The sequence below is a fragment of the Pseudomonas sp. B21-021 genome, from assembly GCF_024749205.1.
GTDB lineage: Bacteria > Pseudomonadota > Gammaproteobacteria > Pseudomonadales > Pseudomonadaceae > Aquipseudomonas > Aquipseudomonas paraglycinae.
In genome coordinates, this window is record NZ_CP087192.1 from 3,367,725 (window position 1) to 3,390,265 (window position 22,541).

The 22,541-nt window shown below is 58.9% G+C and carries 19 protein-coding genes; 17 read left to right on the plus strand and 2 right to left on the minus strand.

Translation table 11 applies throughout. The features are described 5' to 3' along the window. Positions 1–35 precede the first annotated feature (35 nt). A complete protein-coding gene (gene tspO / locus LOY31_RS14955) occupies positions 36–494 on the plus strand; it encodes a tryptophan-rich sensory protein TspO (protein WP_221534949.1) in 459 nt (152 codons plus the stop codon). Positions 495–529: 35 nt separating this feature from the next. On the opposite strand, the gene LOY31_RS14960 is transcribed toward tspO, so the two are convergent. Further along, entirely contained in the window at positions 530–1,507 is a 978-nt protein-coding gene (locus tag LOY31_RS14960; RefSeq protein ID WP_258711751.1) for an NAD-dependent epimerase, read from the minus strand. Positions 1,508–2,112: 605 nt separating this feature from the next. Here LOY31_RS14960 and rfaH point away from each other — a divergent pair. From rfaH to LOY31_RS15035, 15 genes are all read left to right on the plus strand, one after another. Continuing rightward, entirely contained in the window at positions 2,113–2,649 is a 537-nt protein-coding gene (gene rfaH / locus LOY31_RS14965; RefSeq protein WP_007951327.1) for a transcription/translation regulatory transformer protein RfaH, read from the plus strand. A 38-nt stretch (positions 2,650–2,687) separates the two neighbouring features. Then, positions 2,688–3,848, plus strand: a complete 1,161-nt coding sequence (locus LOY31_RS14970; protein WP_258711752.1) for an outer membrane beta-barrel protein — start codon at positions 2,688–2,690, stop codon at positions 3,846–3,848. A gap of 12 nt (positions 3,849–3,860) precedes the next feature. Continuing rightward, positions 3,861–4,394, plus strand: a complete 534-nt coding sequence (locus LOY31_RS14975) for a polysaccharide biosynthesis/export family protein (protein ID WP_221534946.1) — start codon at positions 3,861–3,863, stop codon at positions 4,392–4,394. 2 nt (positions 4,395–4,396) lie between these two features. Then, on the plus strand, positions 4,397–6,709 hold the full coding sequence (locus LOY31_RS14980) for a GNVR domain-containing protein (protein ID WP_258711753.1): 2,313 nt from the start codon (positions 4,397–4,399) through the stop codon (positions 6,707–6,709). 148 nt (positions 6,710–6,857) lie between these two features. After that, the gene (locus LOY31_RS14985) at positions 6,858–8,249 is read left to right on the plus strand and encodes an undecaprenyl-phosphate glucose phosphotransferase (protein ID WP_258711754.1); all 1,392 of its coding nucleotides are present in this window, start codon (positions 6,858–6,860) and stop codon (positions 8,247–8,249) included. 69 nt (positions 8,250–8,318) lie between these two features. After that, on the plus strand, positions 8,319–9,659 hold the full coding sequence (locus LOY31_RS14990) for a UDP-glucose/GDP-mannose dehydrogenase family protein (RefSeq protein ID WP_085603536.1): 1,341 nt from the start codon (positions 8,319–8,321) through the stop codon (positions 9,657–9,659). Between the two features lie 13 nt (positions 9,660–9,672). Continuing rightward, positions 9,673–10,377, plus strand: coding sequence for a WecB/TagA/CpsF family glycosyltransferase (locus LOY31_RS14995; protein ID WP_258711755.1), 705 nt, complete (start codon positions 9,673–9,675; stop codon positions 10,375–10,377). Between the two features lie 2 nt (positions 10,378–10,379). Beyond that, positions 10,380–11,459: a glycosyltransferase gene (locus tag LOY31_RS15000; protein ID WP_221534943.1), complete on the plus strand. Its 1,080-nt coding sequence runs from the start codon at positions 10,380–10,382 to the stop codon at positions 11,457–11,459. Further along, positions 11,456–12,568, plus strand: coding sequence for a glycosyltransferase (locus LOY31_RS15005; RefSeq protein WP_221534942.1), 1,113 nt, complete (start codon positions 11,456–11,458; stop codon positions 12,566–12,568). The genes LOY31_RS15000 and LOY31_RS15005 overlap by 4 nt, the downstream gene beginning before the upstream one ends. Further along, positions 12,565–13,878, plus strand: a complete 1,314-nt coding sequence (locus LOY31_RS15010) for an O-antigen ligase (protein ID WP_258711756.1) — start codon at positions 12,565–12,567, stop codon at positions 13,876–13,878. Before LOY31_RS15005 ends, LOY31_RS15010 begins: the two co-directional genes overlap by 4 nt. 16 nt (positions 13,879–13,894) lie before the next feature. Then, complete coding sequence (locus LOY31_RS15015; protein ID WP_258711757.1) at positions 13,895–14,848, plus strand: glycosyltransferase family A protein; 954 nt, start codon at positions 13,895–13,897, stop codon at positions 14,846–14,848. Positions 14,849–14,861: 13 nt separating this feature from the next. Then, complete coding sequence (locus LOY31_RS15020) at positions 14,862–16,280, plus strand: oligosaccharide flippase family protein (protein ID WP_258711758.1); 1,419 nt, start codon at positions 14,862–14,864, stop codon at positions 16,278–16,280. 31 nt (positions 16,281–16,311) lie between these two features. After that, on the plus strand, positions 16,312–17,367 hold the full coding sequence (gene galE / locus LOY31_RS15025) for a UDP-glucose 4-epimerase GalE (RefSeq protein WP_258711759.1): 1,056 nt from the start codon (positions 16,312–16,314) through the stop codon (positions 17,365–17,367). Further along, complete coding sequence (locus tag LOY31_RS15030; RefSeq protein ID WP_085603516.1) at positions 17,367–18,845, plus strand: family 16 glycosylhydrolase; 1,479 nt, start codon at positions 17,367–17,369, stop codon at positions 18,843–18,845. The genes galE and LOY31_RS15030 overlap by 1 nt, the downstream gene beginning before the upstream one ends. 91 nt (positions 18,846–18,936) lie before the next feature. Further along, a complete protein-coding gene (locus LOY31_RS15035; protein ID WP_221534936.1) occupies positions 18,937–19,986 on the plus strand; it encodes an acyltransferase in 1,050 nt (349 codons plus the stop codon). Between the two features lie 113 nt (positions 19,987–20,099). On the opposite strand, the gene LOY31_RS15040 is transcribed toward LOY31_RS15035, so the two are convergent. Next, on the minus strand, positions 20,100–21,008 hold the full coding sequence (locus LOY31_RS15040) for a helix-turn-helix domain-containing protein (RefSeq protein ID WP_221534935.1): 909 nt from the start codon (positions 21,006–21,008) through the stop codon (positions 20,100–20,102). A 161-nt stretch (positions 21,009–21,169) separates the two neighbouring features. Here LOY31_RS15040 and LOY31_RS15045 point away from each other — a divergent pair, with 161 nt between their 5' ends. Further along, entirely contained in the window at positions 21,170–22,528 is a 1,359-nt protein-coding gene (locus LOY31_RS15045; protein WP_007951306.1) for a glutamine synthetase family protein, read from the plus strand. Positions 22,529–22,541: the final 13 nt, after the last annotated feature.

Consider the following 22,541-nt stretch of genomic DNA (forward strand, 5'->3'; position numbering starts at 1 on the left):
ACCCAAGCAGACTGGCTGCGGCCAAGGAGTGATAAATGGTGACTTTCCTGATTTTCCTGATCGCCTGCGGTGCAGCCGCAACCACCGGCATGGTCTTCAAGCCCGGCCAATGGTACGCGCAGCTCAACAAACCGAAATTCACGCCACCCAACTGGGTGTTTCCGGTGGCCTGGACGACGATCTATCTGCTGCTGGCCTGGGTTGGCTACCGTTTGACGATGATTCCCGGCAGCGAAATGGTCCTGGCGTTGTGGGCGGCGCAGATTGCCCTGAACACGCTGTGGACGCCGGTGTTTTTCGGTGCGCAGCGGATCGTTGCGGCGATGGTCATTCTCGTGCTGCTGTGGCTGGTCGTCGCGGCGATGGTAGTCCTGGCCTTGCGCCTGGATGTGATCACCGGGTTGATCCTGTTTCCCTATCTGGCCTGGCTGTGTGTCGCTGCGGCGTTGAATTTCTCGATCATGCGCAATAACAGGGCAGGATTCGGCTCATGACCGGACGCCATCGGACCGAGAGCACGAGCCGGTGCTCAAATCCGATAATACTGGCGATACCAACTCACAAACTGCGCCACGCCCTCTTCAACTTCCACCTGGGGAGAAAACCCGATCCATTGCGCCAGTGCTGAAACATCAGCCCAGGTCTTGATGACATCGCCGGCCTGCATCGGTAACAAGTTGCGTTGGGCCTTGATGCCCAATGCCTGCTCGAGGCAGTCGACGAAATCCAGTAACGCTACCGGTTTGCCGCGCCCCAGGTTGAAAATCCGGTTGACGCCCTGCGCCTCCTTGTCCGGTTCTGGAGGCTTTGGGCACAGCCGGACGATGCTTTCGACAATGTCATCGACGTAAGTGAAGTCCCGCGCCATCTGACCCTGGTTGTAGATATCGATCGGCCGCCCTTGAAGAATGGCCTCGGTAAACTTGAACAGCGCCATATCCGGCCTGCCCCAAGGCCCGTAAACGGTGAAAAAACGCAGGCCGCTGGCCTTCAAACCGTAAAGATGGCAGTAGCTGTCGGCAAGCAGTTCATTGGCACGCTTGGTGGCGGCATACAGGGACACAGGATGCTCGACCGCATCGTCGACGCTGTATGGCAATTTGCTGTTGGCTCCGTATACCGAACTGCTGGAGGCGTAGATCAGATGCGCGGGCGGATGGTGTCGGCAGGCTTCCAGCACATTGAGAAACCCCACCAGGTTCGATTGCGCATAGGCATCCGGGTTGTCGAGTGAATAGCGAACACCTGCCTGAGCAGCCAGATGCACAACCTCGGTGAAATCATGCGTTTTGAACAACGCCATCAAGGCAGGCTTGTCGACAATATCCAGTGTTTCAAAGTTGAAACCCCGCAGACCACTCAACTGTTCAAGTCGCGCCCGTTTGAGATCCACGCTGTAGTAATCATTGAGGTTGTCGATACCGACAACTTCCTGTCCTTGGAGGCTCAGTCGTTTGACCGTGTGATACCCGATGAAGCCCGCAGCACCTGTAACAAGAACGGTCATAATCCCTGCTCCATTTAAGCCGACAGGCGATTAGTTATAGCCTCGGTCGACTTATTGAGTCCAGCCTTTATAACAACACCCAATATTGGGGATAGTTTCTGATCTAAATCACAGCCTCGACCGTGGTAAGCAAAAAAAGTTTCTACCATTCAGACAAAAGGAAATACCATTTAAAAACAACAGCTTGAATACTGGCAAATTCATTACTGGATGGATGGCGTGTTTTTTGACTGGTAACGTTTGACAGACCGCAAAGTCTGGCCGATAACTACCAAGGTTGATTTTTTACAGGGCGCGAGCAATCACTTACTCGCGCCCTGTCGCTTCAGGGGCAACTACTTAGTTACCTAACCTTAAGGCTGCGACGAACAGACCGTGCGGTAGCTTTGTCTTCTAAAAAGTTAAGCCGACAATGACCCGAAGACGCCGCATAACAGGGCACAACTTCACCGCGCGATGTACACCAATGAAACACTTGTGATTCATGATTGAAACACTTCACTCCCCCCAACAATAAGAAATGCACTTTCACAGCCTGCCATTACTTAGCCTTCGTTAGAGCTTCTGCCTGCCATAAACTTTCGATCATCAAAGAGTTTACAAGCATGCCAGTCATCAGCTCGGACCAACCTAATTGGTACCTTTTACAATGCAAGCCACGTCAGGATGAGCGTGCCCACCTCAACCTGCTTCAACAGAACTACGTGGTCTTTCACCCCCAACTCGTCAGTGAGCGCGTCATTCGCGGGAAACGACAGCGAGTCCAGGAATCCCTCTTCCCCGGGTACTTGTTCATCCAACTCAGTCGTGACGACAACTGGGCACCCTTGCGTTCCACTCGAGGGGTCAGTCGCTTTGTCGAATTCAATCATGGTCCCGCGACAGTGGCGGAGCACGTCATCGAGCATCTGCGTGCACGTTGCCTTGAATCAACGTTGTCGGAGCCGGACGAAGCGCTGAAACCCGGAGAAAACCTGCAGATCGTCAGCGGTCCGCTCGCGCCACTGGAAGGCGTGTTCCTGGGGTTGCACGGTACCGACCGCGTCATGATCCTTCTGCAGTTTCTTAACCGTGAGCAGCCTGTCTGTTTGCCACTCAGCGTGATTGAACGTCAACAAGCCGGTTTTCACACCTATAACTAACGACTTTGCCTTACATGCCTTTGCTCAGGAGCTCTAACATGGCTTTAAAGTCACGATGCCCTGTCGCACTGATGATGGCCTGCCTCTATCCGGAAATGGCCTGGAGCATCAATCCGCAAGCCATTGATGTTTACGGATTCGACTTCACGCCATCCTTCCTGTTTTCAGAAAGTTATGACGACAACTTTCGCGAGTTGGAAAACAGCAAGCAGTCCTCCATGGTCACCAAGTTGGCGCCCTCTTTCGAGCTCAAGGCCGAGGATCGCAACAGCGCCACCCGGCTCATCTGGCAACCTACTCGCTACATTTATCACGATGAGTCGGATGCCTCGAACACGGCACAACGCGTGCGAGCGGACAGCATCATGGAGTTCACCGACCGGCATCGCCTGAAGCTTGATGCCGAGTACCGGAAATGGGAGCGCACGGAATCGACGGCGGTCGAAGGCGTCAACGACAAGCTCAACAACAAACGCGTGGGGGGGCTCTACACCTTCGGGGCGAAAAGCGCTGACAATCAAATCGATCTCGGGGCCAGTTACGCCCAACTGCGCTACGACAACGCCGATGGCATCAACGACGACAAGGAACGCAATACCACGGCCCTCACCAGCACCTGGTATCACCGCATCGGCAGCAACACCCGGGGTCTGGTGGAATATAACCACACCGACTTTGATTACCAGCAGGCCAACAGCCCGCGCAGCAGTAAATCCGACGCCGTCATGGCCGGTGCTGTATGGGATTTCACGGCACGCACGACGGGCAAGGTCCGCGTCGGTTATGAGAAAAAGAACTTCGACAACAGCGAATCCAAAGACCTCGACAACCCGACCTGGCAAGTGGACTTGCAATGGAAACCGCGAACCTATTCGACATTCACCTTCGTCGCTCGCCAGGCCCTTGCCGAGGGTGACGACGGCGCTGATGCCGTGAAGTCGACCTTCACCCAGGTCGGCTGGCGTCACGGCTGGACTGAACGGATTACTACCGTGGCACAGGCCGGTTACGGCCGCTATGTCTACGAAGGCCAAAGCCGTACCGACAATCTTCAGGACTACAACCTGGCCGTGGTGTACGCCATGCGCCGTTGGCTGGATATCGAACTGGGTTATCGATATCGCGACAACGATTCCGATGCCGACGATGAAAGCTTCACCCGCAACGTGTTCCAGATCAGCTTCAACGTCAGCCTTTAAGAGGGTTTCGACATGAACGCTCGCTTGGTTTTTATTTTGTTCGCGTTGTTTCTCATACCTCATACCTACGCGGCAGATCCCGACACGCAATACAAACTGGCTGCCGGCGACGTGTTACGAATCATCGTTTTCGGTGAGCCGGAATTAAGCATGAAAAAGATCCGGCTCAGTGACGCCGGCACCTTTTCCTATCCGTTCCTGGGCGAGATTTCCGCCAAGGGACTGACTCCCGGCCAGGTCGAGAAAATCATCGTCGACGGGCTCAAGCAGGGTTATCTGATCGACCCGAAAGTCAGTCTCAGCCAGATCGAATACCGCTCGTTCTACATCAATGGCGAAGTGAAAAAGCCCGGCAGCTACCCGTTCGTGCCCGGACTGACACTGGAGAAAGCCATCGCGCTGGGCGGCGGCCTGACCGAGCGCGCCTCGATGAAACGAGTAACCATCTTGCGCGGCGATGGTGGCGCGACCGTGACCGATAACGTTACGCGAAGCACCACGATTGCCCCCGGCGATACCATTTCCATTGCACAAGGCTTTTTCTGATCATGGACAACAGCCCTAGCAACTACGTCGAACGTCCTCTTCAAGCGCATCTGCATCCGCAGCACGGCGAAGACAAGGACACCCTGGATCTGCTCAATCTGTGGAGGGTCATCTGGCGCGCCAAATGGAGCATCGGGTGGCTGGTTCTGCTGAGCTGCGCATTGGCGGCCGCTGTGGTCTCCAGCATCACGCCGCAATACATTGGCAGCACCACCCTGCTGTTCAACGACAAGACACCTCCTCTGATGTCCTTCCAGCAAGTCAAGGACTCAGGCGGTAACGCCACTGATTACTTGCAGACCCAGCAGGCGCTCTTGCAATCGCGGGACCTTGCCGAACGCGCGGTGAAAAAACTCGGCCTGACGACCCACCCGGTCACCGACCCGCGCCAGCAGCCAAAGCCCTGGTTTGCTCCGCGCCAATGGCTGGCCAATCTGGACCTTGATCAATGGATCCCGGGATTGGGTCGATTTTTACCGCCGAAGAAAGAGGAGCTCACTGAAGCAGAGGTCTTCAATCAGGTCACGCAGAACCTCATGCTGCACACCAGCGTCAAGTTCGTTGGCAAAAGCCAGTTGCTCGAAATCGAAGTCGAGTTGCCAGACCCTGTTCTCGCAGCGGCGGCGGCCAACGCACTGGCTCAGGGCTTTACCGACAGCCAGCTCGATACCAGCGAGAAATCATCGCAAACCACCACGGCGTGGATGAACACTCGCCTGATCAAGCTGCGCGATAACCTGCGTGCGGCCGAGAAAAAACTGCAGGGTTACCGCGAAGAACAAGGTCTGGTGGATGTTGGAGGCGTCGCCACCATCAGCGCCAACGAACTGGAAATGACCGGTAACCGCATGGTCGACGCCCGTCGCAACCGCGCTGAAGCCGAAAGTGAGTATCGGCAGGCGAAGGCGCTGGGCAACGGCGATCTGAGCCGACTCTCCAGCGTACCAGCGGTCTTGAGCAATCCCCTGGTGCAGAAATTCCAGGCCGATCGCGCTGTGGCTCAAGCCAAGGTCGATGAACTGGCGGGACGCTACGGTCCGAAGCACCCGAGCCTGATTTCCGCACAAACCGAGTTGCGCACCGCCACCACCAGCCTGCAATTGCAGGTCCAGCAAGTGGTGGCCGGTATCGAGCGGCAATACCAGCTCGCCACGGCGAGTGAAGCGTCGCTGCGTCAATCCTTCAATAGCAACAAGGCGCAAATCCAGGACATCGCGCGCAAAGAATTCCAGTTGCGCGAGTTCCAGCGTGAGGTCGACAGCACACGCGCGCTGTATGAAACCTTCGTCACCCGCCTGAAAGAAACCACGGCCACCGCCGACATGGACTCGACGAAAGTGCGCATCGTCGACCCGGCCATCGTTCCGGTCGACGCAAGCAAACCCCGCAAGACATTGATTGTCGCAATCGTCGGGCTGGTCGCTGCGGTCATCGGCGTCGGGCTGGCACTGCTCTTCGAAAGTCTGAGCAATACCTTCAAAACCGATGAGACGGTCGAGAGCGTGTTGAATGTTCCACTGCTCAGCGTCGTGCCGTTGGTGGTGAAAAAAAGTCGCCGGCAACTGGCGCGGCTCTTCGAGGACAACGACAACCCGCGCTTTTCCGAAACCATTCGCAACCTGCGTACCTGGCTGATGCTGCAAAGCAGCGAAAAGCCCTCACAGGTGGTACTCGTGACCTCGACGGTTGCCGGTGAGGGTAAAAGCACCATCGCCACCAATCTGGCCAGTTCGCTGACACCGCTGGAACGCGTGCTGCTGATCGATGCCGACATGCGTCAGCCAACCCTGTCGCTGAACTTTGATTTTCCGCCGGACAGCCCCGGACTGGCGAATGTCATTGCCGGCACGGCCAGGCTTGAAGACTGCATTGTTTCAGTGGGCAATCTGGACATGCTGCCGGCCGGGAAGGTCTTGCCGCCGTCGCTGGATATGTTCGTTGCGCCGCGCCTGCCGTCCCCTGGCGATCCGCTCAACCCGGTTCAGCCACCGCCACAGGATTTGCTCAGCTCGCCGCGCATGGCGCGCATGCTCGAGGCGCTCAGATCACGTTATCGCCACATCATTATCGACTCACCCCCTGCGGAGATGATCAGTGACGCGCTGTTGCTGGCCAGACATTCCGATGCGGTGATCTATGTCGTCAAGGCTGACAGCACCTCGATCAGCCAGGTTCAGCGAGGGATTGCCATGTTGCAACAAAGCCATGTGCCGGTCTTTGGCACGGTGCTCAACCAGGTCGACCTGCGCAAGGCGCGCAAGTACGGCTACCACCACTCCCGGGCGTTCTATAACTACGATTTCGCGCCCAGGTAACCATCGGGCGCATACGCCCGCCGCTACGCCCTCTTCTGCCAACGCACCACTCGCTTCACCTCCGCCGAGCTACGGAAAAGCCATCGGGAGACACGTCGTGTCTGCTCGATTCGCGCTGATGCATGAATGCTGTCTTGAGGTTAAGCCTATGACTTCGCTCTATACCGCTCACATGACACACCGCCGAGGCCTGACGTTCTGGGGCCATTGGCTGTGCGCACTGTCGCTGGTGACAGCGCTTTTGATGCTGCTCGTGCAGTGGCGCGTCGGCAGTCTGACCAGCGAATACCGCATCCTGATCATTCTGACCGTGCTCGGCTCGGTGCCGATCTACAGCGTGATGCAGGTCTACCACAAGCGCCATGGCTTGCTGGTCGGGCTTGGCAGGTTGTTGGCCGGCTGGTTGATCCTGCTGGCGGTACTGGCGGCGATTGCGTTCTTCACCCAGACCAGCGCCATTTATTCACGTCAGGTGATCATGGTCTGGGCGGTGCTGGGTTTCGTGGTTCAGGCCTTGAGCTTTCTGCCCCTGCATTACCTGGCCCGCCTGTATTCGCGCAGGGTCTGCAACGGACGCCGCTCGGTGATCATCGGTACCTGCCCGACGGCCCATGAACTGGCGAAAAAACTGTCACTGCCGAACCGCGCGCTGGTGCTGGGCTTCATCGCCGCTGCCGACAGCAGTGGCCCCGCACCCAGCATTCTGCCGTTGCTAGGCCACGTTTCCGCCATCCGCGAGATCATCACGAGCCTGGAAGTGCGTCGCGTCTATATCGTGCTGCCGATGGCCCATGCCGCAACGATCGAAGCGCTCTACATCGACCTGTTGGACATGAATGTCGACGTGGTGTGGATTCCGGATTTCGGCAGCATGGTGTTGCTCAACCATTCGATCTCGGAAATCGAGCGGATGCCGGCCATCTACCTCAACGAGAGCCTGCTCAGCTCGCACCCTGCCAGCCTGTTTTGCAAGGATCTGTTTGAACGCAGCCTCGCCGCCTTGGCCATTTTTCTGCTCAGCCCCGTGCTGCTGGTGGTGGCCGTTGCCGTCAAGCTGACCTCCGCAGGCCCGGTGCTGTTCAAGCAAAACCGTCATGGTTGCAACGGCGAAGTGATCAAGGTCTGGAAGTTTCGCTCGATGCACGTTCACGACGACCACGAGGTTCGCCAGGCCACCCGCAACGATGACCGCCTCACGCCGATCGGGGGCTTTCTGCGCCGCAGTTCCATCGACGAATTGCCACAGCTGTTCAACGTCCTGTCCGGCCGGATGGCCCTGGTCGGCCCGCGCCCGCATGCCGTCACCCACAACATTTATTACACCGGCAAGGTGCGCGCCTACATGGCACGGCATCGCCTCAAGCCGGGGATCACCGGCCTGGCCCAGATCACCGGCCACCGTGGCGAAACCGAGACCGTGGAAAAAATGCAGCTGCGCGTTGCCCAGGACCTCAACTACATCAACCAGTGGTCGCTGTGGCTCGACATCAAAATCCTTATCAAGACCCCCTTCACGCTGTTCTCGAAAAACATCTATTGAGCCGTTTCCCGCGTCTGCCGCTTCCCTGCCCGACCGTTGATAACCGTCACGACGACCTGAGGTTCGACCATGAATGTGAGCGTATTCGGTATTGGTTACGTAGGCCTTGTCCAGGGTGCTGCATTGGCCGAGGTCGGGCACAACGTGCTCTGCGTCGACGTCGACGCGGGCAGGGTCGAGGCGCTGAAAGAAGGCACGCTGCCGATCTACGAGCCCGGCCTCAAGAGTCTGGTACGCGACAATTATCAAAGCGGCCGGCTGCGGTTCGGCACAGACCTGGTGGACGCCGTTCACCATGGTGATGTGCTGTTGATCGCCGTCGGCACGCCGCCCGACGAAGACGGTTCGGCGGATCTCAAATACGTGCTGAGCGTGGCGCAGACCATCGCGCTGAACATGGATCGGCATCAGATCATCGTCGACAAATCCACCGTGCCGGTCGGTACGGGTGACCGGGTGCGAGCGTGTATCGGGCAGGTACTGGCCGACAACGGTCGCAGTGACCTGACGTTCGACGTGGTTTCAAACCCGGAATTTCTCAAGGAAGGCTGCGCGGTAGAAGACTGCATGCGCCCGGACCGGATCATCATCGGGACCGACAGCCCGCGTGCCGAAGAGGTCATGCGCGAACTGTATGAGCCGTTCAATCGCAGCCGCGAAAAAATCATCGTCATGGACGTTCGCAGCGCTGAACTGACCAAGTACGCCGCCAATTGCATGCTGGCGACCAAGATCAGCTTCATGAACGAAATGGCCTGCCTCGCTGAAAAGCTCGGCGCCGACATCGAAAAGGTGCGCCACGGCATCGGTGCCGACCCACGCATCGGTTACCAGTTTATCTACCCCGGTCTCGGCTACGGCGGCTCGTGTTTTCCCAAAGACGTGAAGGCACTGATACAGGCGGCCAACGGTGTAGACATCGACGCCCGGGTGCTCAAGGCCGTGGAGTCGCGCAATCAGGAGCAGAAGGCCAGCCTGTTCCGCAAAGTGTTCGATCACTTCGACGGTCACCTGCGCGGCAAGACGTTTGCCCTGTGGGGGTTGAGTTTCAAACCCAACACCGACGACATGCGCGAGGCCCCCAGCCGCGTACTGATGGAGGCGTTGTGGCAAGCCGGCGCCAGCGTGCAGGCGTTCGATCCCAAAGCCATGGAAGAGGCCCAGCGCTTATACGGCTCGCGCGATGACCTGACCCTGACAGGCACCAAGGAAGCGGCGCTGAAAAATGCCGACGCCCTGATCATCGTCACCGAGTGGCAATCGTTCCGGGCGCCGGACTTCGACCGGCTCAGCCAGTTGCTCAAACAGCCGTTGATTTTCGACGGACGCAATCTGTTCGATCCGCAGCGGTTGAGCAAACGCGGTTTCACCTACGTCTCCGTGGGTCGGCAGACCCCTTCAGTTCTCTGAGAGGAGCCGCGCCATGTTCAAACTGGAAATAGTCGGGCATTACTCGGCGAAATTACTGGAGGCCAACCAGGCCTATTCCTTCATCAACTTTGCCTCGATCGGCAGCTTTTTCGAGCAGACCCCGAGCAGCGTTGCCTATTTCTGCGACGGCATGCTGATGTCGACCTTCATGTCTCGCGTCACCGGCAGACCGATTGGCCGGGTCAGCTTCGACTTCACCTCGATAGCCGACGTCGTGCTGCGCAGCGCCGAGCAACAGGGCAAACGCGTCTATTTCGTCGGCGCCCGACAAGCTGAACTCGACCTGTTCATCAGCAAGATCAAAACCCTTTATCCGCAACTGAGCATCGCCGGCTATCACAACGGCTATTTCGACGCCGCCCAGGCCGAAGGCATTCGGGCTGACATCTGCCGCAGTGCAGCGGACATTCTGATCGTCGGCCTGGGCGCCGGACTGCAAGAGCAGTTCGAACAGGATGCCCTGCGCGCAGGCTTTCGCGGGGTCGCCTTCACCTGTGGCGGGTTCATCCGGCAAGAAGCCCTGGCGACGCGGCAGTACTACCCGGCACTGATCAATCGACTGCACCTGCGCGCGTTCTATCGCATGTACCGCGAGCCCCACACGATCAAGCGCTACCTCATCGATTACCCCACCAACTTCCTGCACCTGCTGAACATGATCGTTCGACACAAAGTCGCCATCAGCGTTGGGGAATGACCATGCACATCCTGTTTATCCTCAAGGATTTCAAGCCCGGCGGTGGCGTCGAGCGCGTTCAGCAACGGTTGTCCGAGCAGTTTCTCAAGGACGGCCGGCGTGTGAGTTTTTTCGTCATGAACGCAGACATGCCCGACACCCGGGACATTCAATGCTTCAGCGGTGGTGGCAGCGGCATCGCCGGCCTGTTCAAGTCCATCGTATTGCTGCGCCGGCTCATACAGCGTGAAGGCGTCACCCACCTCATTTCCGCCAAGGAACAGGCGAACCTCTGCACGTGGTTCGCCACCCTGGGCAGTGCCTGCAAGGTCATCTACAGCCGCCACGCGACACTCGATTGCAGCGAACAGAAAACCGGCCCCTCAAGCCTGCGCCTGCTCTACACCTTGTACCTGTGTGGCAGCGGCAAGGTGGTGACGGTTTCCTCGGCCCTGCGCCAGACCCTCGCCGATGCTGTGCCTTGGGGGCGGCAGCGCATCCGTTATTGCCCCAATGCCGTCGTCACCGATCAACTGTTCGAGGCCGCCCAGGCACCGCAACCCGCCGGTTTCCCCCGCAACTACTGGTTGGGCCTGGGGCGTCTGGTCGAGCCCAAAGGGTTTCACCTGCTGCTGGACGCTTATGCGTTGGCGCTACGCAGCGGAGCGCTGCCGGATCTGGTGATCGTCGGTGATGGCCCGTTGCGCGAAGCACTGGTCACTCAGGCCAATCAATTGGGTATCGCGCAACAGGTGCACTTCAGCGGCTTCCTCAGCAATCCCTATCCCGTGCTCAGACACGCCCGGCTGTTCATTTTGAGCTCCCTGCAAGAAGGCATGCCGACCGTGCTGATCGAGGCGTTGGCGCTGGGCACGCCGGTGCTGGCGTGCGATTGCGAGACCGGGCCGAGAGAGTTGCTGGACCACGGCCGGCTTGGCCAGCTGGTTATCGTCAACGATGTACAGGCGCTGGCCGACGGCATGCTGCGACACCTGACCCTGCGCAATGACATTTCCTGCAGCGACAAGACGCTCACTGCCACCCTGCGCCCGTACACCAGTCAGTACGCGGCGCAGGCGTATTACCAGGTCTGGAATCAATGAAAAAGTTACTGATCATCCTCCATGACCTCAGCGCCGGCGGCGCTGAAAAAATGATGGCGCGCCTGGCCAAGGCACTGGTGGATGCGGGCAATGACGTGACATTGCTGATGCTCACCGGCGGCGGCATTCACGCAGCCCATCTCGACCCGCGGGTGAAAAAGGTTGAATTGCACAGCCCGCGCAGCGTCCGTGCGGTGCCCGCACTCACGCGATTTCTGCGTGCCAATCGCTTTGACGCCCAACTGGCGGCTCTCACCCACGTCAACGTGGTGGCGATCGTCGCGGCGGCCCTGTCCGGCACGCTGGCCCGGCTGCACGTCAGCGAGCGCAATGCCTTTTCCCATGACCGGCACGTGAACCCCGACTTCATGGTGCGGATGGCTTATCGGGTGGCACCGCTGCTGTATCGGCTGATCCCCAACCCGGTGATCTGTGTATCGCGCGGTGTCGCCCAGGATCTGGTCGATACCACCCTCGCCCGGCGGCAGGACGTGACCATTGCCGACAATCCGGTGCTCGACAACGACTTTCGCGAGAAGACGCCGGGACTGCCCCGCCACCGCTGGCTGCTGGAAAAGTCCGGCACGGTGATTGTCGCCGTGGGGCGTCTGGCGCCGCAAAAAGGTTTCGACACGCTGATCACAGCGTTCGCGGCATTGCCGGACCCTCGTGCCCGCCTGATCATTTTTGGCGAAGGTGCCCTCAGGGCCGCACTGCTGGAACAGGCGAAACAGCTGGGGGTGGCGGAGCGCTTCGATCTGCCGGGCTATGCCGATGATCCCCTGGCAGAAGTGGCCGCAGCCGATTGTTTCGTACTGTCGTCGCGTTTCGAGGGCAGTCCCAACGCGCTGGTCGAGGCGTTATCCACCGGCACACCGGTGGTGGCGACCCGCTGCCCTCATGGTCCGCAAGACATCCTCGTCGGCGGTCTGGTGGCGCCGCTTGTCGCTGTCGATGATCCGATCGCCCTGGCGCAGGCCATCGCCGAGCAACTGTCCATACCGCGCGATCTGCAGCGTCAATCACGCCTCGATGCGGCCGCACGATTCATGAGCGCCAGTGCGGTGCAGACCTACCTCAGAGCGTTGATCGGGAGCCCGTCATCATGAGCACACTGACGATCAGGTATTCGACGTTACGCGACGCCTTCACCGTGTTCGGCATCCTGTTTTACATACAGGTGATCACTTTTGTGCTCGGTCTGGGCAGTGCCGCGAGCTTTGGCGATATCAATAAGGACCTCGAAGGCAACGTCGCCAATCAGGTCTGCGGCCTCATCACCCTGCTGGTGCCGCTGTTCTTTTTTATCCGCAACAAGGTATTCCTCAGCAAGACCTTTTATCGCAGCAACTTCTTCCTGCTGGTGTTCCTGCTCTGCGTCATTGCGTCGATCGGCTGGTCCCACGACCCGATGCTCAGTCTCAAGCGGTTCATCGCCCTGCTCGGCGTGGTGTTTTTTGCCGGTTTTCTTGCCTATAACTACTCCCTTGAAAAAATCACCTTCATGCTCGGTTGCGCCATCGGCATAGCGGCATTGATCGGGTTGTTGCTCGCCGTGGTCATGCCTGAAGTGGCGTTCCTCTCCGGGGGCATTCGCGATGGCGCATTCAAAGGCGTTTTCGCCGAAAAGAATGCCGGCGCCCGGCTCAACGCGATCGCCATCGTGCTGTTGCTGCCGATGATCCGGCAGCGTAATCGCTGGGCACTCTTCTGTTCATTCTTTTCGCTGGTCGCGATCCTGCTTGCCCAGTCAGCCACCGGCGTGGCGCTGATCATTTCCGGCACGATCAGCTACTGGTACTTCCTCACGATGATCCGCCTGGGCATCAATCGCTCACAGCTGCTGTTCCTGGGATGCACCGTCCTTTACCTGCTGGTTTGCCTGTTTCTGTACAGCAACTTTGCGGTACTGCTGGAAATGGCCGGTCGCGACCCGTCACTGACCGATCGCACGTTGATCTGGGAACTGCTCGCGCCTTTCATCGACAGCCAGTTTCTCAAGGGCTACGGCTTCGGCGCCTTCTGGTCCAGCCCTGATGCCGATGCGTTCATCACCCGCTGGGGTTACATCGGCAACGCCCACAGCGGCTACATGGAAACCCTGCTCAACGGCGGCCTCATCCAGTTGACGGCGCTGGCGCTGATGTTGGGTGAAGCACTGTTCAAGCAATACCGCGCCGTGACGGCGAATCAGGCAGCCCGGTTTCGCGCCAGTGCGCTGGTCATCATCGGCCTGTTCGCCATCACCAACTATGTGGCCTACGTGATTCCCAACTACCGCTCCGCCGAGTTTCTGGTGTTCTGCACGCTGGCCCTGACCTTCCGGCACCACCACGCGACCTATCCCGAATCCTCACCGGCAGCGCTGCGTCAGCGTTCGTCGGGCAGCGCACTACCGCGCGATTCCGCCAGCGCGTAACCCAAGGAGAATCACCGTGCCAAACCAAGCTCCCCGTTCAGCAGATTCAGTGTGCGTCATCATTCCGATGTACAACGGCGCCGACAGCATCGAGCAGACACTGACGTCCCTGGCCCGGCAAACCCGACTGCCCGATCACGTGATCGTCATCGACGATGGCTCTACCGATGACGGACCCCAACGGGTCAGAGACTTCGTCGCGCCGTTTCGCCTGACGCTGTTGCAGCAAGCCAACGAAGGCCAGGCCAGCGCCCGCAATCACGGAATGCGGCACTCCGCAGAGACGTTTGTGGCGATGCTCGATGCCGATGACCAATGGCACCCGCGCAAGCTGGAATTGCAGCTGGCACTGTATGACGAACTCACCCGCCAGGGCCGGCCGGTGGGGCTGATCGACTGCTACGCGCAAGTCAATTACAGCGACGGCAGGCGCCAATTGGACGACCGGCTCAAGCACGGCAGGCATTTCTACGATTTCATCCACGCCAACGTCGTCAATGGCGTCTCGACCGCGCTGGTCAAACGTGACGTGATCATGCAACTCGGCGGCTTCGATGCCAGCCTGCGTTATTCCGAAGACCGCTTCATGTGGACCCGGATCGCCGAGCACTGGGAGATCCACACGGTGCCGGAGGTGCTGCTGGAGCGCACGGTCAATGGCGGCAACATGACCGCGAATCCGAAAAAGTACTACCAGAACAAAATCCGCTTCATCGAGGTGTACCTCGCCCGCTACGGCACGCAACTGACCCGCCAGCAGCGGATCAATTTCGAGCTGGGCAACCACACCGATTTTCTCGAAGCGTTTTCCCGACGTGGCGAGCATGACCAGGTCCTCGGCGTGTACCGGCGAATGCTCGATTGCTCATGGCAAACGCTGATCTTCGCCAATGGCAAACCGACCTTGCGCTACCTCTATGCCCGCGCCAGAACCTTGCGCAATACAACGGCGTCAACCACGGCTCATTGAACCGGTATCCGCCATGGCCAACCACCGCCTGATGACATTGACCTGGATCTTCACCGAGAAATTCGGCCTGATCCTGCTGTCGATGATTACCTTTGTCGCTTACGCCAGGCTGCTGTCGCCAGCCGAGCTGGGGGTGGGCACGGTGATCATTGCCATCGTCGAATTGATCGGTCTGGTGTATTCGTCGGTGCTAGAAGACCCGCTGGTACGACTTGAGCGGCTGGAAGACAAACACATCAGCACAGCCTACTGGGCGGCGGTGCTCGTCAGTCTGGTAAGCATCGGCGTTATTTCGGGCGCCGTCATGCTGTACACCCCGGATCCGGTGCTGCAATGGATGACGGCGGTCGCCTCGCTGAAGATCCTGTTCACCATGATGGCGCGGGTCTATGTGGCGCAGATGCGCCGCAGCAGCAACTTCAGGATGCTGGCGTCGCGCACGCTGCTGGGCAAGGTGGCGGGTGGCGTCGGCGGCATTGCCGTTGCGCTTTGGGGACTGGGTGCGTGGGCGGTCATTGCCCAGGCGCTGATCATGGAGCTGGTGTCGATCATTGTGTTGATGTGTGCAGACCCGCGGCGCATCCCGTTTCACATCGACGGTCCGATCCTGCGCGAGTTGTTGAGGTCAGGCGCACCGGTGGCCATCAACGCGCTGAGCTCGCAAACCTTGCAACGCGGGGTCAACGTGGTTCTGGGCATCACCGCCGGCGCGAACGCCGTCGGCATGTTCAACATGGCGATGCGCATCATCGAACTGCCACGCACCGCCATCTACAACGGTTTGCTGAGCTATGCGCTGCCGGCGTTCTCCCGGCGCAGCGCAGAGCCCAAACGATTGATCGGGATCATTGGCGATTCAACCGCTGTCAGCGGTTTTCTGCTGACGCCGCTGTTCATCGGCATCGCACTCACGGCAAACGATCTGATCCTGCTGATCTTCGGCGCCAAATGGGCCGAAGCCATTCCTCTGCTGCAAGTGCTGGCCTGCACGGCAGCCATCGGCAACAGCGCCATGTACGCCACCACCGCACTGGTGGCGGTCAACCGCAGCCACCTCACAATCAAGGCCGAAGTGCTGACCACCGCGCTGGCCCTGGCGCTGGTCTACACCCTCGGCAATCTGTACGGCGGCATGGCCGCAGCCGGCGCTCTGTTTGCGCGAATGCTGGTCATCACGCCGCTGCAGATCCGTGGCCTCAACACGGCGGTCGGTTACAGCTGGCGCGGCTTTTTCGAAGCCAGTTACCGCAGCGTTATCGCTTCACTGGTCATGGCGGCAACCGTGCTGGTCGTGCTACCGCAGCTGGGACTACAGGGCTATCTGCACTTGATCGGCAGCATCGTGGTCGGCGTGCTGAGTTATGCCGTGGGTTACAGCGTCATGCACCCGCACTGGCCACAGGAATTCAAATCGGTTTTCACCTCCCGCTGAGTTCAGTCCCTCGAGACAGGAAGACCTCATCATGCGCAAAACCACGTTGATTACTGGCGGGGCCGGCTACATCGGCTCGCACACGGCTTTGGCCCTCATTAACGCCGGCCACAAGGTGTTGGTGCTCGACAACCTGTGCAACAGCTGTCGAGAGTGCATCCGGCGCCTTGAACAACTGACCCTGACCCGCGTCGACTTCATCAAGGGCGATATTCGCGATCCGGTGCTGCTCGACGATATCTTCAGCCGGTACGACATCGAGGCCGTGGTGCACTTTGCCAGTCTCAAATCCGTCGAGGAAAGCGTGCGCAAGCCGCTGGACTACTACGCCAACAATGTTGCCGGCACGCTCGACCTGTGCCAGGCGATGGCCCGCAATAACGTATTCCAACTGGTGTTCAGTTCTTCGGCCACGGTGTACGGAGAGCCAACAAATACGCCGATCGCCGAAGATGTCGGCACCGGCAAACCGGTCAATCCCTATGGCCGCACCAAGCTCATGATCGAAGAGCTGCTGACGGATCTGTGCGCCTCCGACCCGCGCTGGAGCATCGGGTTATTGCGTTACTTCAACCCGATCGGCGCCCACGAAAGCGGAATGATCGGCGAAGACCCGAGGGGCCGCCCCAACAACCTGTTGCCGTGCCTGACGCAGGTCGCCATAGGCCGGATACCCGAACTCACGGTGTACGGCAGCGACTATCCCACCGTCGACGGGACCTGCGTGCGCGACTACATCCACGTGGTCGACCTGGCCATCGGTCACCTCAAGGCACTGCAAGTGCTGCAGCACAACAACGGGATTCACTTCTGGAACCTCGGCACGGGCGTTGGCTACAGCGTGCTGCAGATCATCCACAGTTTCGAGGACATCACCGGCATCAGCATTCCCTACCGCTTCGCCCCTCGACGTCTCGGTGACATCGCCAAATGCTGGGCCGATCCAGGCAAGGCAGGACGCGAACTGGGCTGGAGCGCACAGCGCGGCCTGGAACAAATGATCACCGATACCTGGCGCTGGCAGTCGTGCAATCCGCAGGGGTATCAATCTTCATTCAAGATTCCGGCACCCGTTGCGGTGAAGTGATGCCGATGTTCAAGGAATGTCTGCTGGCCGCGCTGTTTTCGGTTTCGCTGGCAAGCAACGCCGCGCAGGCGCCTCCTGCTGTGCCGAGTACCGGGCTCGTGTTGTGGCTGGACGCCGCCGACGCGTCGACGATGAGCCTGGATGCGCAGAACCGTCTCCAGCGCTGGAGCGACAAATCAGGCAAGGCCAATGATGCGACAGTCGATGGCGCTTCTTCGCCGCCACAACGGATGGAGAACAGCCTCAATGGCCAGTCAGTGGTGCGCTTGAGCGGTAACTCGGGATTACTGGGCCGGGCCCTGCGCACGGCCAAAGGGTCTGCGACCGTACTGATCGTGTCCCGTCGGTTGCCGGAGCAGGCCGGCGTCGATCCCTGGCAACGGTTGTTCAGTTCGCGACCGCAAGCCGCCAGCAACGATAACGTGCTGCCGAATTTCGCTGTCAGCCTGTCGCAAACCGGTGCCTATGAACCGACGGTTTCTGTCCTTGAGCTGCAGGACGTGCCACTGGGACCGTATGGCGTGGGGCGCAATGCCGTCGGTAATGCCGAAAACTTTCGCGGCGACATCGCCGAAGTCCTGGTGTATGACCGCCCGCTTGCCTCGCTCGCGGAGCGCCAGCGCGTATTTCGGTACCTGGCAGACAAGTGGACCGTGGCCATACCGGTTCAGGCCGATACCTGGACACGTGTCGGCCCCCTGGACGCGCTGCCGTCCCACATCCATCCGGATCTGCCGTTGTCCGATCAGGCCAATGCCGGCCGGTGGTTGCTCAACACGACACTGTCCGACGAGTTCGATGGCACCACCCTCGATCGCACACGCTGGCACGTCAACAATGCTATCGGCAACGAGTCGCTGGGACGCAAGCCGGCGTTGTTCACCGAGCGCAATGCCAGCGTCAGCAACGGCCATCTGAAGATTGTCTTTCGCAAGGAAACCTTGCCACCGAAGTACGTCCAGCTCGGTTTCAAGGATTACACCTCAGCCATGGTTCGTACCCTCGAACGTGGCTTCTACGGCTATTACGAAGCCCGTGCCAAACCCATGAACTCTGCGGGTTCCAGCGCATTCTGGCTGGCGTGGACAGGGATGGCCGACAACGCCACCGAAATCGATATCTTTGAAATCGGCGGCAAGACCAAAGAAGCGGCTTCAGACCGCGCCTACAACATGAACGCCCACCTTTGGGCCACGCCACAGAGCACCGAACATATCGCCAACGGCAGCACCTGGACCAGCCCCTGGCGGCTGGCCAGTGACTTTCATGTCTACGGCTTCGACTGGCAGCCCGATACCCTGCGCTGGTACGTCGATGGCGTGCTGGTCAGGGAGTCGAAGAACAACCACTTTTTCTACCCCATGCAGATCGTCTTTGACAGTGAGGCCATGTGGAAATGGTTCGGCGTGGTCGACGATGCTGACCTGCCCTCCACGTTCGAAGTCGATTACATCCGCATGTGGCTACGCAGTCCTTGAGCAACCCTACACCGCTTTGGCCTTGAGTCGAATTTCACACGACACAGTCCTCAGTTATCGATCCGCGCTGACGAGTCTGGAGCGCCTGTACATGAACAACCGGCGACTGAACGAGCTGGACTTGTTGCGCTTCCTCGCAGCGATCGCCGTGGTGTTTTTTCACTATGCGTTTCGCGGGTATGCGAGGGGCGATATGTCTGTAATGCCCTACCCGCTGCTGGCTGACGTGGCCAAATACGGTTATCTGGGGGTCGAGCTGTTTTTCATGATCAGTGGATTCGTCATCCTGATGACGGCTTCGAGCAACAACCTCAAAGTGTTTTTCATTTCCCGCGTCATCCGCCTTTGCCCGGCATTCTGGGTGTGCTGCACGATCACTTTTCTGGTCACGCTGGCCATTGGGCAGCCAAGATTTTCGGCTGACCTTTATCAATACGTGATCAACATGACATTCCTCGGTGACGTGCTCGGTGTGCCGCCCATAGACGGGGTCTACTGGTCACTGTTCGTCGAAATAAAGTTCTACCTGATGATCGCCATTCTGTTGGCTTTCAAGAAGATAGAGAAAATAGAAACGTTCCTTGTACTTTGGCTGCTGGTTTCAGCCACAGCGGAAGTCTTTGCTTTCGAAAAGTTGCGCTCGGTACTGATCACCGACTACGCGGCCTATTTCATCGCTGGCGCTACGTTCTACATCATATGGGACAAGGGTTTTACCAAAGCGCGTATTTCCCTGCTGGCCGCTGCACAGGCATTGGCCAGCTACAACGCGATCACCTGGGCCGAGTCGATCGAACTGAAATATTCGACCGAATACGACGCCTTGATCATCTGCGGTGTCATTGCCCTGTTTTTCATGACGTTTCTTTTTATCGCGACGCACAAAACGTCAGCCATCGGGAAGTTCGACTGGACAGCATTGGGCGCCCTGACTTACCCGCTTTACCTGCTGCATCAAATGATCGGCTTCATGATCTTCAATATGGCTTATCCGGCCATCAATCCACATTTGCTGCTCTGGGGCACCATCGCTTTGATGATAGGTGCGTCCCATGTCATCCATAAAGAAATAGAAACCCCGATGGCCAGACTGATGAAAAGATCCCTTTCATCCTCCTTCAAGCGTCTCAGAGTTGGTTAGTCGGTAGCGCAACAGGCTTGGCAACATCGGCCTATCAATAAATGAAAAAGACGGGAGAGATTTCGGCGAATACCGAAACCTCTCCCGTCTTTTTTTGTGGTGCAGAGTGCCCGTCACATCGACGATGAGCGCTTCAAGGTCTCGCTCGGCAACTCCTTGAACATCGCCCGGTAACTGCTTGAAAAACGGCCCAAATGCCAGAACGACCAGTTCATCGCGACCTCCGCCACCGTGGTATCTGCCGGCGAGCATTTGAGCAATTCCCGCCGCGCACTGTTAAGCCGGCGCAAACGCAGCCAATGGCTCGGCGACATCCCCGTGTACGCCTTGAACGTCTGCTGCAACTGCCGCAAGGAAACCCCGGCCACCCGCGACAGTTCCAGCAGATTGAGGGTTTCTTCCGGCGAATCCGCCGCCCACTCGCCCACGCGCTTGAGGGTGATTCGCTCTTCGGCGCGACGCTGCAAACCACCGCCATCCAGGCACACGCTCGCGTTGTCGAGGATAAACAGACAGTCCTCCAGCAACTGTTGAGTCAGTGCTTCTTTGCTTGGCTGATCAAGGGTTTGCGACAACTTCGTGAGGGTCGAGCTTAACCAGCGACTGAACAATCCGTTCTGCGCGCCATTGAGCGGCGCCATGAACAGACCTTCCAGCCTGGCCACGTCCAGGCCGTTGCGCTGGACGAATTCCGGGCCGAACACCACGGCGATTTCCTGGTAGTTCTCCGGGGTGATCCAGATGTTGCGGCTCTCTTCATTGAGCAGATAGAGCGCGTTGTCGCTGCGATCGAAACAGAACGCCAGCGACCCTTCCGGCGCGCTGAAATTCTGCTCGACCCGGGTGTTCATCTGTTCTTCGTAAACCTCCACACCCTGCAAATCCAGATAGCGGATCTGCCCGGCGAAATGCCCCGGCGACATCTGCTGGTAATGCTGAACCCAACCCGGCGTGGCGCGGATCTGTTCGGTGACATCGGCGGTGTTGAAAGCTTGAACCTGTAGCGGATTACACGTTGTCATGGGAGACCTTGCGCACTCTTTTGGTGCGCTTTGGTGCTGCTGAAAGTGGATAGATGGAACGTCAAGGCCCGCCCAAGATAGTCGTCAACGCGCCTCAGGGGAAGTCTGCGAAAGATGAAATCGCCTTCCCCCGCGTCAACAAAACCAACGACGAGGTCTTTATGAATGCCCCTTTCGATCAGCTGTTCACGTGGCTGAAAGATCACAAGATTACCGAAGTGGAATGCGTGGTCAGCGACCTGACCGGCATCGCCCGCGGCAAAATTGCACCGACCAACAAGTTCCTGCATGAGCGAGGCATGCGCCTGCCGGAAAGTGTGCTGCTGCAAACGGTAACCGGGGATTTTGTCGACGACGACATCTACTACGACCTGCTCGACCCGGCCGACATCGACATGGTCTGCAAGCCGGTGAGCGATGCGGTGTACGTGATCCCGTGGGCCATCGAGCCGACCGCCATCGTTATCCACGACACCTTCGACAAGTTCGGCAACCCGATCGAACTGTCGCCGCGCAACGTGCTAAAGAAAGTCCTGCAGCTGTACACCGACAAAGGCTGGAAGCCGATCGTGGCGCCGGAAATGGAGTTCTACCTGACCCAGCGTTGCGAAGACCCGGACTTGCCGCTCAAGGCACCGCTGGGCCGTTCCGGTCGCGCCGAAAGCGGTCGTCAGTCGTTTTCCATCGACGCCGCCAACGAATTCGATCCGCTGTTCGAAGACGTCTACGACTGGTGCGAACTGCAAGGCCTGGACCTGGACACGCTGATCCACGAAGACGGTCCGGCGCAGATGGAAATCAACTTCCGCCACGGCGACGCGCTCGATCTGGCCGACCAGATCACCGTGTTCAAACGCACCCTGCGTGAAGCCGCGCTCAAGCACAACGTGACCGCGACCTTCATGGCCAAGCCGATCGGTGACGAGCCCGGCAGCGCGATGCACCTGCATCAGAGCGTGGTCGAGATCGCCAGCGGCCAACCGATTTTCGCCAATGCCGACGGCAGCATGAGCGACCTGTTCCGTCATCACATCGGCGGCCTGCAGAAGTACATCCCGAAAGTGCTGCCGATGTTCGCGCCGAACGTGAACTCGTTCCGCCGCTTCCTGCCGGACACCTCGGCCCCGGTCAACGTCGAATGGGGCGAAGAAAACCGTACCGTCGGCCTGCGGGTGCCGACCTCCGGGCCTGAGGCGATGCGGGTTGAAAACCGTCTGCCCGGCGCCGACGCCAACCCGTACCTGGCCATCGCGGCGAGCCTGCTGTGCGGCTACATCGGCATGGTCGAAGGCATCGAACCGAGCGCCGCCGTCGAAGGCCGGGCTTACGAGCGCCGCAACCTGCGCCTGCCGATCACCATCGAAGAAGCCCTGACCCAGATGGAAGAGTGCGACACCGTCGCGCAATACCTGGGCAGCAAGTTCGTGCGCGGCTACGTCGCGGTGAAACGCGCCGAGCATGAAAACTTCAAGCGCGTGATCAGTTCCTGGGAGCGGGAGTTCCTGTTGCTGAGCGTCTGATTAAAACAACAAA